The organism is Algoriphagus boritolerans DSM 17298 = JCM 18970 (genome assembly GCF_900108085.1).
Classification (GTDB): Bacteria; Bacteroidota; Bacteroidia; order Cytophagales; family Cyclobacteriaceae; genus Algoriphagus; species Algoriphagus boritolerans.
Window position 1 is genome coordinate 17,785 of sequence record NZ_FNVR01000021.1, and the last position, 13,071, is coordinate 30,855.

Sequence of the window (13,071 nt, forward strand, 5' to 3'; positions counted from 1 at the left end):
GTTTTGCACAAGAAGTGAGAAACAGGAGGGATAGGATATATAGTTGTAGTTTTGGATAAGTCACTTCTTTTGAAAAACGAAAATATTGCTGGAATATTCGCCGGATTTTCTGGCAAGTTTATTTGATTTTAGGCCGGAATGGAATGCTTTCCAATACTTGGTCAATAATGAAGTTTGTTTGTCAAGGTATCCTTCTGAAAGTAATGAAACATAAAAACTATCTAATTTCATCGGCTTTACCGAACACAATTCCAGATCAAATTCATTTTTGAAGCTTTCTATTGCAGCAGTATTAAAGTGATAAAGGTGTCTTGGTACATCCCACCCTGCCCAATATTTTCCGTATTTTTTTGCATCATGACTTTCGTAATTTGGCACAGCTATAATAAGGTAACCATCTGATTTTAAATGATTTAATAGTTTTTTAATCGTTTTTCTTAAATCGTGAATATGCTCTAAGACATGGTAAAGCGTGATGATATCAAAGCTTGCTTCCTTTTTTATTTCTTCTAAGGAATATTTTACTTTGTCTTTAAGCTTAAGTCTGGCTTGGTTTCTCGCTTTTTCATTGGGTTCTATACCAGCTATTTTCCAACCTCTACTTTTAGCTTCTTTCAAAAATTCGCCTGTTCCGCATCCATAATCCAAGAGTTTCCCTTTTTTCTTGAATTGTTGTATAAAGTCAACCTTTTTGGAAATGTTGTAATTTCTTGTTTTTTGATAAATCCACTGAGTAAGGTTTTTCGCTTTGTCGGCGTGTGAAAAGTATTCAGGGAAATTATAGTAAGGACCAATTTGAGTTGTACTTGGTCTGGGATTAGTGAACAGTAGTTGGCAGTCTGAGCATTTGCATAGGATAAAGGTTTCCCTGGTCACCGCATGGTCAGTGATTTCTGTATAATTAAGAAAACGCCCACTTTTACAAAGTGGGCATTTACTAAGTCTTTCTAACATTTACCTTCCTAAGTATACGGTTAAGATGGATAGATCGGCAGGTGATACTCCACTTATTCTGGAAGCTTGTCCCAGAGTTTGAGGTCGGATCTTGTTTAATTTTTGTTTGCCTTCGTTTGATAATGCGGTGATAGCGAGAAAATCAAATTGCGATGGGATTTGGTAGTTTTCCATATTCGAGAGTTTAGCTACCAATTGTTGCTCTTTATCGATATAGCTATCGTATTTGATTTGTATTTCTGCTTGTTCCTGGACTTCTTTCGGGTATTTAATTAGATAAGTTTTTAAATCTTCATCAAATAAAGAAAGTTCCTTCATTCCAATATGAGGCCTTTTCAGTAATTTTTCGATGCTTATCTTTTCCTGAATCGGTGCGGTTCCCAATTTTTCTAATTCGGGATTTATAGATTCTGGATTAAGTTTTTTCTGTTTTAAGTCATTGATGAGCTTTGCTGTGAGTGACTTTTTGTTGAGCATTTTTTCCAACCGTTCGTTTGAGGCCAGACCCATGTCATGACCGAGTTGTGTCAATCTCAAATCAGCATTGTCTTGTCTAAGCAACAATCTAAATTCTGCCCTTGAGGTAAACATCCGATAAGGTTCCTCGGTACCTTTGTTGATCAGATCATCTACAAGTACACCTATGTAAGCTTCGGATCTTTTCAGAACGAATGGATCTTTTTCCTGCACTTTTAGGCTCGCATTGATACCCGCTACCAATCCTTGGGATGCGGCTTCTTCATATCCGGTAGTGCCGTTAATTTGGCCTGCGAAATAAAGATTTTCGAGTAATTTGGTTTCTAAAGTATCCTTCAGTTGGGTTGGTGGAAAGAAATCGTATTCAATCGCATATCCTGGACGGAACATTTTCGCATTTTCAAATCCCGGAATTAATCTCAGTGCTTTATATTGTACTTCTTCGGGTAGGGAAGTTGAAAATCCGTTCACATAGATTTCTACGGTGTTCCATCCTTCTGGCTCGACAAATATTTGGTGCCTTTCCCGCTCAGCAAAGCGGTTTATTTTATCTTCTATGCTTGGACAATATCTCGGTCCCAGGCCTTTAATCCTTCCATTAAACATCGGAGAACGGTCAAAACCGGTTTCCAATGACTGATGAACCTCCCTGTTTGTGTAAGTTATCCAACAGGATTTTTGTGTAGTAAGTGGACTTGTAGTGTCCAGATAGGAGAATTTTTCAGGTATTTCGTCTCCCAGCTGTTCTTCCATTTTTGAATAATTCAAGCTTCTTCCATCTACTCTTGGTGGAGTGCCTGTTTTCATTCTTCCTGCTTCGAATCCCAAGGACACCAGTTGTTCTGTGATTCCTTTTGCCGCAGACTCCCCTGTTCTTCCACCGCCAAACTGTTTTTCGCCAATATGAATTATTCCATTCAGGAATGTTCCATTAGTCAAAACAACTGATTTAGCATTGATTTCTATTCCAATTGCTGTTCTTACTCCTGTTACTCTGCCGTTTTTTACTAGAATGCCGGAAATCATTTCTTGCCAAAAATCCACGTTTGGAGTTTGTTCAAGTGCAAGTCGCCACTCTTCGGCAAATCTCATTCTGTCGTTTTGAGATCTGGGAGACCACATCGCGGGACCTTTTGATTTGTTTAGCATCCTAAACTGTATCATTGATTTATCAGAAATAATTCCTGATAGTCCTCCGAGCGCATCAATCTCACGTACTATTTGCCCTTTTGCTACACCTCCCATGGCTGGGTTGCATGACATTTGAGCAATGGTATTCATGTTCATCGTACAAAGAAGCACCTTTGATCCCATGCTTGCTGCAGCATGAGCTGCTTCACAACCGGCGTGCCCCGCCCCTACTACTATTACATCATAAATTGGAAACATGATAATTTATTTGATGTTTCACGTGAAACATAACAGGCAAAACCTGAATTTTTCACGAAGTGTTTCACGTGAAACAGTTATACAGTTTGGAATAGTTCGATCGCAAATTCTTCTTTTGCGCGCATCGTAACTGATTGGCTTTTTGATTTGTCTTTGTAGCCCATCAAATGGAAAAGACCATGACTGATTACCCGACTTAATTCAGTTTCTTCAGAGACATCATGCAACAGTGCGTTTTCTCTCACGCGATCAATGCTGATGAAAATATCTCCCTCAATTTTTGCCTTTTCCTCCGAATTATCGAAGGTAATGATATCAGTGTAGGTATGATGTGCCAGATATTCCACATTCATTTGATACAAGTGTTCGTCAGAGCAAAATATGTAATTTAGCTCCTTGATTTTAAAATTTTCCGAATCGGCAATTTGATTCAGCCAATTTTTTCTTTTAAGTTTTTGGGGAAGCTGAAATGTAATTTCTTCCGAGAAAAAATTAATCGCCATATCTCAATCTAAATAGAAAGACAGGATAGTCTTTTTCCCCCCAGCTTCGAATTTGACATCGTCACTTAAGTGTCTTATTAGGAATATCCCCCTCCCTCCCGGCTTTTGAATGTTTTCAGGAGCGGTTGGATCCTGTAGTGATTCGAGATCAAATCCTTCCCCTTCATCCTCAATAATGAAATTTAACTGATTTCCATCCATGTTTAATTCCAGGTGTACCAATTTGTTCTTATCATTTTGGTTTCCGTGAATTATAGCGTTACTGATGCACTCAGTAACCGAGATCATAATATTTCCATAGATGTCATCATTTATTTCGAAATTATCTTTAGCATTATCGATAAAACTCTCGATGATTTTAATATTCTCTATTAGAGATGGGATTGAAATTTTGATAGACTTCATCTTGGAAATATTCTATAATTCAGAGCTATTTGTTATTTTCTTATTCAATTTCAAGAACTATCGGACAATGATCCGAGTGTTTTATCTCCTGCAAAATTACAGCACTTTTCAGTCTGTTTTGCAATTCCCTGCTAGCCATGTGATAATCTATTCTCCACCCCAGATTTTTGGACCGGGAGTTGGCTCTAAAGCTCCACCAAGAATATTGATGTGGGCTTGAATTGAAGTGCCTGAAGGTATCAATGAATCCATTCTCTGTAAATTTGTCCATCCAGGCCCTTTCTTCAGGAAGAAAGCCTGAGGAATTTTTATTTGAAATTGGATTATGGATATCAATTGGTTTATGGCAAATGTTGTAATCGCCACTGATAATTAAATTAGGATTGGACTGCTTCAAATCCTGTACATATCCATAGAGATCATCGAGAAACTCGTACTTGAATTGCTGTCGAAAATCTCCGGTCGTCCCTGATGGGAAATAGGAAGAAATGAACGAAAAGTCGTCAAAATCAGCCTGCAATACCCTACCCTCATCGTCATATTTGGTGAGACCCATGCCATATTTAATGGCCTTAGGCTTAACCTTGGTAAAAATTGCTACCCCACTGTATCCCTTTTTTACTGCAGGATTCCAGAATAATTCATATCCAAGGTCTTGGAAAATGGAACGGTCAAGGTCCTTTTCCTGTGCTTTAATCTCCTGTAAACCAATGATATCCGGATTTTCTTCCTTAAGCCAATCCACAAATCCTTTGTTGATTGCAGACCGGATTCCGTTTACATTATACGATATAAGCTTCATTTAAATTTCTATTTGATATTCTTTCTCAAAATATTCCAAGACTTGAATTTTAAGTAGTTTTTCCTGGTCCAGAAGATCAAAATGAGGTAATTCTTTAATCAACTTCCAATGGGGCCAACCTTCCTGATCGACAAAATCCAATTCATAAAATCCGGCGTAGCTGAGTACTTTGCACACGGCGATATGCATTAGATCCTGTTTTTGTTCTTTCGAGAAGGTCTTGGTTCCCTTTCCCAGTTCTTGAACACCTATCAGAAAGAGTACGCCATTCAGATCGTTTGGTTTTTTTCCAATCGTATCTTTCAGTCCATCCAATAATTTAGACCAGCGTTTTTCAAGATCCAGATCCCGTTTAAAAATAGTTAAGTTGTTGATTAGTAAGTTCTTCCCAGTATTCTACGGCCCTTCTCAAGTGAGGGATCACAATCGATCCACCGATCACTAGTGCGATGGAAAAAACTTCAAAAATCTCTTCTTTTTTCAATCCGGCGTCATAGCTTTTTCCCAAATGATACTTTATGCAATCATCGCAACGCAATACCATTGAACAGGCCAATCCAATCATTTCTTTCGTTTTTACGTCCAGTTCACCGGAAGCGTAGGTATTGGTATCAAGGTTGAAAAACCGCTTGATTACTTTGTTGTCTTCGCCCAGGATTTTATCATTCATCTTGGCACGGTAAGCATTGAATTCTTCTATTAGATTCATTAACTTAAGGATTAAAGTAAGTCGAAAGGGTAAATATATGTCATATTATACCTCAAGCAGTAAAAACAGAACTTTTTAGCCATGCGTTTGGATTTTTGGAAAGATTTTTTGGATCTCATTTTCCCAAGAAACTGTCCACAATGTGGTCGGACCCTCTTTGATTTCGAGCCTTGCCTATGCACAATCTGTCAGGGAAGCTTGCCTGTGGCAAATTTTCATCTGAGACCCCTTGACAACGAACTGACATCCAAAATCCGCGGCTTAACCCAAGTCAATCGGGCAATGGCGTACCTGAGATTTTCAAAAAAAGGAAAAAGCCAAAAGCTACTTCACCTACTCAAATACAAAAACAAACCGGAAATAGGTGAAGAAATGGGAAGGTTGTATGGCCTGCTTTTAGCCCAAAATGGCTATTTGAATGAATGGGATGTCATAGTACCGGTACCCTTGCATCCCATGAAGCAAAAAAGAAGGGGCTATAATCAAAGCGAGAAATTTGCGGATGGCCTCTCAAAGTCATTGAGCATCAGGGTTCAAAATCTTTTGGAACGGAGGAAATTTACAGAAACGCAAACAAAGAAAACGCGATTGCAGCGGTTGGAGAATGTGGACGAGGTTTTTGATCTGAAAAAAGGTGAATCGGTCACAGGACAACGAATAGTTCTGGTTGATGATGTGATTACCACAGGAGCGACTCTCTGTGCTTGTGCAAATGTGCTCTTGGCCAATGGCGCAAAACACGTAGATTTGGTTACTATCGCCGCAGGAGGCTAATACATTTATGAACATTGACATAGAATTTCTAAAATACCCTATCGGAAAATTCAAACTTCCCGAACTGGTATCGCCGGCAATGATTGATGAGGCCATTGTCCAAATCAAATCTTTTCCTTCCCATTTATTTAAAGCGGTGAGTCCGCGTTCTATCGGTCAGCTGGATACGCCCTATCGACCGGGTGGATGGACAGTCCGCCAACTTATTCATCATTGTGCCGACAGCCACATGAATGCGTTTATCCGTTATAAACTAGCCTTGACGGAGGAAAATCCCACGATAAAACCCTACGATGAAGCAGCCTGGGCCAATTTATCAGATGCAACCCTTCCCATCGAGTCCTCTCTTGCCATAATTCAGGCAATTCATTTCAAATGGGGAATTTTACTTGACTCCATGAAACCGGAGGACTTCAAAAAGACTTATTTTCACCCAGAGAAAAACCGAAATCAAGAACTGGAAGAAGTCACGCTCATGTACGCCTGGCATTCTCAGCACCATTTAGCCCACATCCTGCATTTAGGAATGCGGGAAAAGTGGTAACCTTTGTCCCTTATTCATGAACATTTCCCTAGTAAATCAGCGGATCCTCGTAACAGGTGCCTCCCGAGGAATCGGAAGAGCCATAGCAAGGCAGCTTTCAGATTCAGGTGCTGAGGTGATCATTCATTATAATTCCAATAAGGCAGAAGCGGAAAGTCTTCAAAATCAGCTCAAAAATCCCGCGCACATCGAGGCCTGTGACCTTGCCCAAGCTGCTGAAGTAGTAGGATTTATACCCAAATTGGCACAAAAATACGGCCCATTGACTGCTTTGGTCAATAACGCTGGGATTTCTCCCCCGGCAGCCGACACCTTGCCAACTGCCGAATGGCTTGATATCTGGAACAAAGTCATGGCAGTGAATGCAACTGCGGTTGGCATTCTTACAAAGGAATTTGTGGATCAGGCAAAAGTTCAAGAAAACGGCCGCATTGTTATGATTTCTTCCCGAGCAGCATTCCGGGGAGATACACCTGACTATTTGGCCTATGCCGCATCCAAGGGTGCGTTGGTGAGCTTGACCCGATCGATAGCAAGGCACTATGGCAAAATCGGAATCAAAGCCTTTTTAATTGCTCCTGGATTTACCCGGACAGCTATGGCTAAAGGCATTTTGGCCGAGTATGGAGAAGATTTTGCGCTCAAGGATATCGCGCTCAAGGAATTGACCCTCCCAGAGGATATCGCTCCTATGGTGACGCTGCTATGTTCAGGATTGGCAGATCATGCTACAGGTACCTCTATTGACATGAATGCCGGTTCTTATGTAAGGTGATTCGTAAATTTCCCTTTGCAAAACCCTTGCTTGCATTTGGGTGTTTTAAAGGGGAAGTTTCCTTGATGAAAAATGACCAAAAGAGATCCTATCCTTACTCCAGAGTTGGTTAAAATTCTGAAGATCTTTATTTTTTCTTCCTTGGGATTGGTTTTGGTTTTTTCATTTTTCAATGGCTATCGGGCAAATAATTCGGGAGATGACCGCACCTTTCGGATAAATGACTCCAATCGGCTCTATTTTTTGAATGTCAGATCGATTCATTATGACAAGGAAATTCGCAGAGATGCAGGCATGAATTTGTATCGGCATGGAAAGCGGCTGGTAAATGATTCTGAACCGACTTTGGATCTGGTAATCCTATTGAACTCCGCAAAAGAGGAAGCTTACATCTATTTTGAACTGAAAAACGCGGATTGGCCCATCCGAATTTCAGCCAAATCAGCCGAGGAATCCCAAACCTTTGAATTTGCAAATGGAAATAACCTGGAGCATTTCGCCATGATTCAAAGGCTCAGATACTTGATTGAGGAAAATGCCGAATTTGAGCTTATTGTCAATGAAAAACCTTTTCCACTCTGGTCCAATGATAGGGAGAAAGAAGCTGTAAAATCCGTTTTAGAGGACTATTTTAGGCTTCTGAATCAAACCAACTAAAAATGAGCGATAGTAAAAATACAGGATTAGAATTTTTTAAAACTCAACTGGGGAAAACATTGGATAAAACCCCCTCTGCTGCTGGAAATTGGCTTGGAGGCACACTTTTGGAAATAGACTTACACTACATCAAGGTGTCCTATGTGGTCCGGCCAGATATGTGTAATCCCGGTCAAATTCTCCATGGAGGCATCGCTTCGCTTATGCTGGACGATGTGATTGGGATGGGAAATTTTGTTGCGGGATCGGAATACCTGATGACGAGTATCAATCTGAATGTGGATTTTCTCTCAGCAGCACAAATAGGAGAGAAACTTGAAGTAACGGCAAAACTAATTCGATCCGGATCAAACCTAAATCATTGGGAAGCCGTAATCAAAAAAGAATCAGGGAAATTTGTTGCCAAAGCAAGCTCTAATCTCATTAAAACGCATGTGAAGCTCAGTGAACTTGGTTTTTAATTTTTATCCAACTAAACCTTCAAAAAATGAAAAAAATTCTTTTTTTAGCCTTTTTTGGCTTGATTTCCACCGCTTCATTTGCACAATGGACCGTTTCCTATCATCAAAGTAATCTTCCCTTTTTAGGTGTGAATAAGCAATTGGGAGAAAAATGGCTCCCGGAATTCCGTGTGGGAACTGACAATTTCATTGATAATGTTTCACTGGAATTGGTGATTAATCACATTTTCTACAAAAATGACCGCATCGATTTCTATGGAGGACTTGGAGGTCGAATTCAAAGTTTCGAAGGATTGGTTATTCCTGTTGGTTTAAATATTTACCCATTCGAGCGTAAGGATTTTGGATTACATATCGAAGCTGCCCAATTTATCGGAGAAGGAAATATTTTCCGGGGTTCATTCGGAATTAGATATCGATTTCTCAAAGAATAGGTGAAAAACTACAATGCATGGATTAATTAGTTCATGCATTTTTTTCTTAAAATCGCTCCAGTTTTACCATTAAATCCCACACGGCAATGCCCAATGTCACCGAAATATTGAGTGAATGTTTTGTGCCAAGTTGGGGGATTTCCAGCACCTGATCGCAGGATTTTAATACTTCCTCTTCTACTCCAAACACCTCATTTCCAAATATCAGGGCATATTTTATCTCCTTTTCCGGTGAAAAATCATTGAGCTTTACCGAGTTTTCTACCTGCTCTAATGCACAAAGTAGGTAATCAGAGGCCTTCAGCTTTTCAATGGCTTGCAGGGTGTTTGGGCAGTATTCCCATTCGACAGATTCAGTGGCTCCCAGGGCGGTTTTTTGAATGTCCCGATGAGGAGGAGTGCCGGTGATTCCGCAAAGAAAAATTTTCTCGATTCGAAACGCATCAGCTGTTCGAAAAGCCGAACCCACGTTGTTCAGACTACGGACATTATCCAAAACCAACACAATGGGTGACTTCTCGGTTAGCTTAAATTCCTCAATCGAAAGGCGATCGAGTTCTTCCATGCTTAATTTCTTCATCTTTTTTGATCTCCTTACCTAATCGGCTATTTTCAGGCTTTCTTTCCGATTCAAAAGTACTACAATTCCCTTTTTATCCCCATGAGTAAATCCAAAGACGGGCAGGAAACTCCCCTGATGAAGCAATACAATGCGATCAAAGCCAAGCATCCCGGGGCGTTGTTGCTTTTTAGGGTTGGGGATTTCTATGAGACATTTGGGGAAGATGCGATCGTTGCCAGTAAAGTTTTGGACATCGTGTTGACCAAGCGGGCCAACGGAGCCGCTTCACACATTGAGTTGGCAGGGTTTCCCCATCACTCCCTGGACCATTACCTTCCAAAGCTGGTGAGAGCAGGCAATAGGGTGGCAATCTGTGATCAGCTGGAGGATCCAAAGTCTGTCAAAGGGATTGTGAAGCGGGGAGTTACTGAACTGGTCACACCTGGATTATCCTACAATGATCAAGTCCTTGACACGCGCAAAAACAATTACCTTGCCTCCATTCATTTTGGAAAGGACATCCATGGGATTGCTTTTTTGGACGTTTCCACGGGAGAGTTTATGTGTGCTCAGGGCAATTCCTCTTACTTGGAAAAGTTGCTGCAAAGCTTTGCACCATCAGAGGTCATTTTTTCGAAAGCTGCCAAAAAAATTGCTGCCGAAATCATCAAAAATGAATACATCACTTTTTATTGCGAGGATTGGGTTTTTCAATATGATTTCACCTACGAAAAGTTAAAGAGTCACTTCGGCACGGCTAATTTGAAGGGTTTTGGAATCGAAGAATTGGAATTCGGGATCGTAGCGGCAGGAGGAATCCTCTATTACCTCGAGGAGACAGAGCATCGGGAAGTACAGCATATTTCTTCCATTTCCAGAATAGCTGAGGAGAAGTACGTATGGCTGGACAAATTCACCATCCGCAATCTTGAACTGGTATTTCCTCAGCATGATGGAGGTGTGCCATTGATTCAGATTCTTGATCAGACCGTTACTCCGATGGGCTCCAGGATGATGAAAAAGTGGATGGTACTGCCGCTTAAGGAAAAAGAACCGATCGAAGAGCGACTGAATGTGGTCGATTTTTTCTACCAAAATTCTGCCCTGATTGAGGAAATCCTTGCCTCTTTGCGCCTGATTGGGGACTTGGAGCGTTTGATTTCAAAGGTCGTCGTGGGTCGGGCTAATCCACGGGAGATGAACCAGATCAAGCGTGCGTTGAAGTTCACGCTTCCAATCAAGGAACTGTTGAAAGTGCAGAAAAATCCTTCGCTCAAACGTCTTTCGGATCAGATTCATCCCTGCGAATATTTATTGGATAAAATTGAGCGGGAACTCAAAGAAGATGCGCCCATGCTGATTCATCAAGGGGGAGTCATCAAGGATGGTGTGGATCCGGAGTTGGACGAATACCGAGGATTGGCAAATTCAGGGAAGGACTTTTTGGTAAAAATTCAACAGCGAGAAGTACAGAATACAGGAATTTCCTCACTGAAAATCAGCTATAACAAGGTTTTTGGATATTATCTTGAAGTGACGCATGCGCACCGGGACAAAGTACCACCGCAATGGATCCGAAAACAGACCTTGGTCAATGCAGAACGGTATATCACCCCAGAGCTAAAAGATTATGAGGAAAAAATCCTTCATGCAGAGGACAGGATGCAGGGAATAGAGCAGCGGTATTTTGTGGCGTTGATTCAGGAAGCGGCTCAGTTTGTTACCCAGATCCAACAAAATGCGCGGATTTTGGGAACCTTGGATGCGTTGCTTTCCTTTGCGCAGGTAGCATTAACCAACAGCTACTCTCGTCCCAAGATCTCCGATACGGAAACGCTCGAAATCAAGGACGGCCGTCATCCGGTGATCGAAAGGCAGCTTCCTCCCGGAGAAAATTATGTTCCTAATGATATTTATCTTGATCATGACAGTCAGCAGATTATGATTATCACCGGACCGAATATGGCCGGGAAGTCAGCGCTGTTGAGGCAGACCGCACTGATTGTTTTGATGGCACAGATGGGAAGCTTTGTTCCGGCATCATTTGCACGGATTGGAATTATTGACAAAGTATTTACCCGAGTGGGTGCTTCAGACAATCTATCCAAAGGGGAATCCACTTTTATGGTGGAGATGACCGAGACGGCCAGTATCCTGAACAACCTCTCGGACCGCAGTCTGGTCTTGATGGATGAGATTGGGAGGGGTACGTCCACCTATGATGGAATTTCAATCGCCTGGTCGATAGTGGAGTTTCTCCATAACCATCCCACATTCAAAGCAAAGACCCTTTTTGCTACGCATTACCACGAGCTCAATCAGCTTTCGGGGGATTTTGCACGGATCAAAAATTTCAATGTGTCGGTCAAAGAAGTGGGAAACAAAGTCATTTTCATGAGAAAACTAAAAGAAGGAGGCAGTGAGCATAGCTTTGGTATTCATGTGGCCCAGATGGCCGGTATGCCAAATCCTGTGGTACTTCGTGCAGCAGAAATAATGGGTCACCTTGAGAAGGATAAAGCCTTAAAAGAGAAAAAGGATCATTTCAAATCTATCCCTAAAAATAATTTTCAGCTCAGTTTGTTTGAAATGGATCCTAAATTCACAGAGGCCAAACAACTTCTTGATCAAATTGATATTAATGCAATCTCCCCGATTGAAGCGCTATTGAAGCTTCATGAAATAAAAAAGAAATTGGATTGATTGGATTGGATTTGTATATTTTATTCTGATTGAAACTAACACGCACTTTTAAAAAATGGATAAGGTATTACTCAAGGACCTTAAAAAACAGGAAAAGTATACCAAGTTTTTCAAAGATTGGAAAGACCAGGAGTTTAAAGGTGAAATCGATGAGCAAAAGCTCAAAGATGAGTTGGCCTCTATCAGTAAGACTATTGGAATGCAGGAAAGTCTTGTCATTGCCTGTTTTGACTATCGAAACTTAAATCTTGCTTTTTTTACAGGAAATGTGGAAAAACTGACGGGTTATCCTGAATCCATGTTTCGAAATAAAGGAATGGAGACCTCCTTTACCATGATTCACCCGGAAGACCGACCGGAGCTTTTCCGATTCCAAAAGATCGTTTTTGATGCATTTCATAGCCTTTCGATTCCGGAGAGGCACACATTTGAGTTTTCTTATACTACGCGTTGGGTGCATCGGACTACAGGAGAAGTCATTTGGATGACTTCGAAAGTCCGACCTTATGTTATTGACGAGGCGGGCAATTTCATTATGGACTTGCACATTATCATACAGCTTTTTACTCCTCCCAAGTTAAAAAGCTACGATTGGAGTTATACTTACACCAAAGATGACGGGACAAAAATTTTTGTAAGTAAAAATTCTCCCAAGGATAAAGCCGTCAAACTGACTAACAAAGAGCGTGAGATTGTCAAGCTGGTGTTGGAGGGAAAAGAATCCAAAGTAATCAGCGAAATATTAAACATTTCAATTTTTACGGTGGCAACTCACCGGAAAAATATTCTCCGAAAGCTGGGGGCAAGAAATGTGGGCGAAATGGTAAAGATATTGGCTTCTTACGATTTTTGAAATCATTGTAAATCAGCTGTAAATGAACATTTGGCTCAGGAAAGAAAAAAAATTATCGCATTCTGCCTT

General features: G+C 40.9%; 16 protein-coding genes. 8 read left to right on the forward strand and 8 right to left on the reverse strand.

Annotated elements, in window-relative coordinates:
* Positions 1 to 60: 60 nt before the first annotated feature.
* From C4S61_RS15710 to C4S61_RS15740, 7 genes are all read right to left on the reverse strand, one after another.
* Positions 61 to 954, reverse strand: coding sequence for a class I SAM-dependent methyltransferase (locus tag C4S61_RS15710; RefSeq protein WP_103925761.1), 894 nt, complete (start codon positions 952 to 954; stop codon positions 61 to 63).
* Positions 955 to 2,820: a tRNA uridine-5-carboxymethylaminomethyl(34) synthesis enzyme MnmG gene (gene mnmG, locus C4S61_RS15715; protein WP_103925762.1), complete on the reverse strand. Its 1,866-nt coding sequence runs from the start codon at positions 2,818 to 2,820 to the stop codon at positions 955 to 957.
* Positions 2,821 to 2,897: 77 nt separating this feature from the next.
* Positions 2,898 to 3,323, reverse strand: a complete 426-nt coding sequence (gene ybeY, locus C4S61_RS15720; RefSeq protein WP_103925763.1) for an rRNA maturation RNase YbeY — start codon at positions 3,321 to 3,323, stop codon at positions 2,898 to 2,900.
* 3 nt (positions 3,324 to 3,326) lie between these two features.
* A complete protein-coding gene (locus tag C4S61_RS15725) occupies positions 3,327 to 3,728 on the reverse strand; it encodes an ATP-binding protein (RefSeq protein ID WP_103925764.1) in 402 nt (133 codons plus the stop codon).
* Positions 3,729 to 3,768: 40 nt separating this feature from the next.
* Positions 3,769 to 4,530 (reverse strand): exodeoxyribonuclease III, encoded by a 762-nt coding sequence (locus C4S61_RS15730; protein ID WP_103925765.1) that lies wholly within the window; start codon positions 4,528 to 4,530, stop codon positions 3,769 to 3,771.
* Positions 4,531 to 4,890 (reverse strand): hypothetical protein, encoded by a 360-nt coding sequence (locus C4S61_RS15735; RefSeq protein WP_103925766.1) that lies wholly within the window; start codon positions 4,888 to 4,890, stop codon positions 4,531 to 4,533.
* The gene (locus tag C4S61_RS15740; RefSeq protein WP_103925767.1) at positions 4,883 to 5,239 is read right to left on the reverse strand and encodes a carboxymuconolactone decarboxylase family protein; all 357 of its coding nucleotides are present in this window, start codon (positions 5,237 to 5,239) and stop codon (positions 4,883 to 4,885) included. The genes C4S61_RS15735 and C4S61_RS15740 overlap by 8 nt, the downstream gene beginning before the upstream one ends.
* 204 nt (positions 5,240 to 5,443) lie before the next feature.
* Between C4S61_RS15740 and C4S61_RS15745 the strand changes: the two genes are divergently transcribed.
* The 6 genes from C4S61_RS15745 (at position 5,444) to C4S61_RS15770 (ending at position 8,884) form a co-directional block, all read left to right on the forward strand.
* On the forward strand, positions 5,444 to 6,013 hold the full coding sequence (locus tag C4S61_RS15745) for a phosphoribosyltransferase family protein (protein ID WP_317046061.1): 570 nt from the start codon (positions 5,444 to 5,446) through the stop codon (positions 6,011 to 6,013).
* A gap of 7 nt (positions 6,014 to 6,020) precedes the next feature.
* Complete coding sequence (locus tag C4S61_RS15750) at positions 6,021 to 6,557, forward strand: YfiT family bacillithiol transferase (RefSeq protein WP_103925769.1); 537 nt, start codon at positions 6,021 to 6,023, stop codon at positions 6,555 to 6,557.
* A gap of 16 nt (positions 6,558 to 6,573) precedes the next feature.
* Positions 6,574 to 7,332, forward strand: a complete 759-nt coding sequence (locus tag C4S61_RS15755; protein WP_103925770.1) for an SDR family NAD(P)-dependent oxidoreductase — start codon at positions 6,574 to 6,576, stop codon at positions 7,330 to 7,332.
* 72 nt (positions 7,333 to 7,404) lie between these two features.
* Positions 7,405 to 7,989, forward strand: a complete 585-nt coding sequence (locus C4S61_RS15760) for a hypothetical protein (RefSeq protein ID WP_103925771.1) — start codon at positions 7,405 to 7,407, stop codon at positions 7,987 to 7,989.
* A gap of 2 nt (positions 7,990 to 7,991) precedes the next feature.
* Positions 7,992 to 8,450: a PaaI family thioesterase gene (locus C4S61_RS15765; RefSeq protein WP_103925772.1), complete on the forward strand. Its 459-nt coding sequence runs from the start codon at positions 7,992 to 7,994 to the stop codon at positions 8,448 to 8,450.
* Positions 8,451 to 8,476: 26 nt separating this feature from the next.
* Positions 8,477 to 8,884, forward strand: a complete 408-nt coding sequence (locus C4S61_RS15770) for a hypothetical protein (protein WP_103925773.1) — start codon at positions 8,477 to 8,479, stop codon at positions 8,882 to 8,884.
* Positions 8,885 to 8,930: 46 nt separating this feature from the next.
* On the opposite strand, the gene C4S61_RS15775 is transcribed toward C4S61_RS15770, so the two are convergent.
* A complete protein-coding gene (locus C4S61_RS15775; protein ID WP_103925774.1) occupies positions 8,931 to 9,464 on the reverse strand; it encodes an RNA methyltransferase in 534 nt (177 codons plus the stop codon).
* A gap of 81 nt (positions 9,465 to 9,545) precedes the next feature.
* Between C4S61_RS15775 and mutS the strand changes: the two genes are divergently transcribed.
* On the forward strand, positions 9,546 to 12,149 hold the full coding sequence (gene mutS, locus C4S61_RS15780; protein WP_103925775.1) for a DNA mismatch repair protein MutS: 2,604 nt from the start codon (positions 9,546 to 9,548) through the stop codon (positions 12,147 to 12,149).
* A gap of 55 nt (positions 12,150 to 12,204) precedes the next feature.
* Entirely contained in the window at positions 12,205 to 13,002 is a 798-nt protein-coding gene (locus C4S61_RS15785) for a LuxR C-terminal-related transcriptional regulator (protein WP_103925776.1), read from the forward strand.
* Positions 13,003 to 13,071 lie beyond the last annotated feature (69 nt).

Excerpts from the sequence above, each read along its gene's own strand:
- mnmG (WP_103925762.1), bottom strand. The coding sequence starts at position 2,820 with ATGTTTCCAATTTATGATGTAATAGTAGTAGGGGCGGGGCACGCCGGT.
- ybeY (WP_103925763.1), bottom strand. The coding sequence starts at position 3,323 with ATGGCGATTAATTTTTTCTCGGAAGAAATTACATTTCAGCTTCCCCAA.
- C4S61_RS15785 (WP_103925776.1), top strand. The coding sequence starts at position 12,205 with ATGGATAAGGTATTACTCAAGGACCTTAAAAAACAGGAAAAGTATACC.
- C4S61_RS15725 (WP_103925764.1), bottom strand. The coding sequence starts at position 3,728 with ATGAAGTCTATCAAAATTTCAATCCCATCTCTAATAGAGAATATTAAA.
- C4S61_RS15770 (WP_103925773.1), top strand. The coding sequence starts at position 8,477 with ATGAAAAAAATTCTTTTTTTAGCCTTTTTTGGCTTGATTTCCACCGCT.
- C4S61_RS15710 (WP_103925761.1), bottom strand. The coding sequence starts at position 954 with ATGTTAGAAAGACTTAGTAAATGCCCACTTTGTAAAAGTGGGCGTTTT.
- C4S61_RS15730 (WP_103925765.1), bottom strand. The coding sequence starts at position 4,530 with ATGAAGCTTATATCGTATAATGTAAACGGAATCCGGTCTGCAATCAAC.
- C4S61_RS15760 (WP_103925771.1), top strand. The coding sequence starts at position 7,405 with ATGACCAAAAGAGATCCTATCCTTACTCCAGAGTTGGTTAAAATTCTG.
- C4S61_RS15775 (WP_103925774.1), bottom strand. The coding sequence starts at position 9,464 with ATGAAGAAATTAAGCATGGAAGAACTCGATCGCCTTTCGATTGAGGAA.
- C4S61_RS15740 (WP_103925767.1), bottom strand. The coding sequence starts at position 5,239 with ATGAATCTAATAGAAGAATTCAATGCTTACCGTGCCAAGATGAATGAT.
- C4S61_RS15755 (WP_103925770.1), top strand. The coding sequence starts at position 6,574 with ATGAACATTTCCCTAGTAAATCAGCGGATCCTCGTAACAGGTGCCTCC.
- mutS (WP_103925775.1), top strand. The coding sequence starts at position 9,546 with ATGAGTAAATCCAAAGACGGGCAGGAAACTCCCCTGATGAAGCAATAC.
- C4S61_RS15750 (WP_103925769.1), top strand. The coding sequence starts at position 6,021 with ATGAACATTGACATAGAATTTCTAAAATACCCTATCGGAAAATTCAAA.
- C4S61_RS15765 (WP_103925772.1), top strand. The coding sequence starts at position 7,992 with ATGAGCGATAGTAAAAATACAGGATTAGAATTTTTTAAAACTCAACTG.